An 859-nucleotide genomic window follows, 5' to 3' on the forward strand; every position below is an offset into this window, starting at 1 on the left:
GCCAATGATCCAGCCCGGACCTGGTATATTGCCATCCGCGCCAACGGTGAAACTTATCACCCGGTCTTTCTCATTGGTCAGCAATAGCCATTTGCCGCGCCTGATCGCCTCAGTCTGCCGCGTGCAGCCTATGGCTGTAAGGTCGGCTTGCTTGACCTGGTAACGGCGGATCAGGTTATTGTCGAACACAGGTTCAACTGAATCCTGATACCCGTTGGCCGGGTCACTCCAGCTCACCATGCAGGTGCTGTAATGCGTTTTCTCGCTGGCGCTGGCATCGGTAAACAGGCCGTCTTTAACGTTGGCGCGGGTATAGATGTAGTCCACATCGCGTGGCATGTCGGCCAGCACGTTCATACTGTTGTTGGCCCAGAACGTCATGCCCCGGAAAATATTGGCAAAGTCACGCAGAACCGACCAGGCTTCTTCCTGCGACTGAATATACACGTCGCACATAAAGCGCGGCTCCATGCCGCCACCGCCGCGCCCGTCCGGTACCAACTGATCACAATACTGCGCAATGGTGTACAAATCCCATTTCGTCAGCGCCAGATTCTCTGCACGGACGCGATTGCCGATGCTGTAACGAGCGTTGATCAATAGGTCGTAAAAAATCCACGCTGGGTTATTCGTCCAGGCCCATTTAAAGCTGCCATCCCATACACCGGTATAAGTGCGGGCGATCGGGTCGTAAGTCGTCGGGATGCGGATAATGCTCCCTTTTGGCTCGCAGGAAATCTGCGGGATATTCTGAAACTGCTTTGCGTTGAACTCAACGAACAGAAGAGCGGTTTCTGGGTAGCGGAGTTTTACGTCAATCAGTTCAGTGATCGACTCGATCACCATCTTATCGGCAACC

General features: G+C 54.0%; 1 protein-coding gene. It reads right to left on the reverse strand.

Annotation, left to right across the window (positions count from 1 at the left end; genetic code table 11):
- Positions 1–859 (reverse strand): host specificity protein J (locus WG891_RS27175; RefSeq protein WP_337265088.1); only part of this gene is annotated, 859 nt, incomplete at both ends.

The sequence above is a fragment of the Serratia sp. MMO-28 genome (genome assembly GCF_037199905.1).
GTDB classification, from domain to species: domain Bacteria; phylum Pseudomonadota; class Gammaproteobacteria; order Enterobacterales; family Enterobacteriaceae; genus Chania; species Chania oryzae.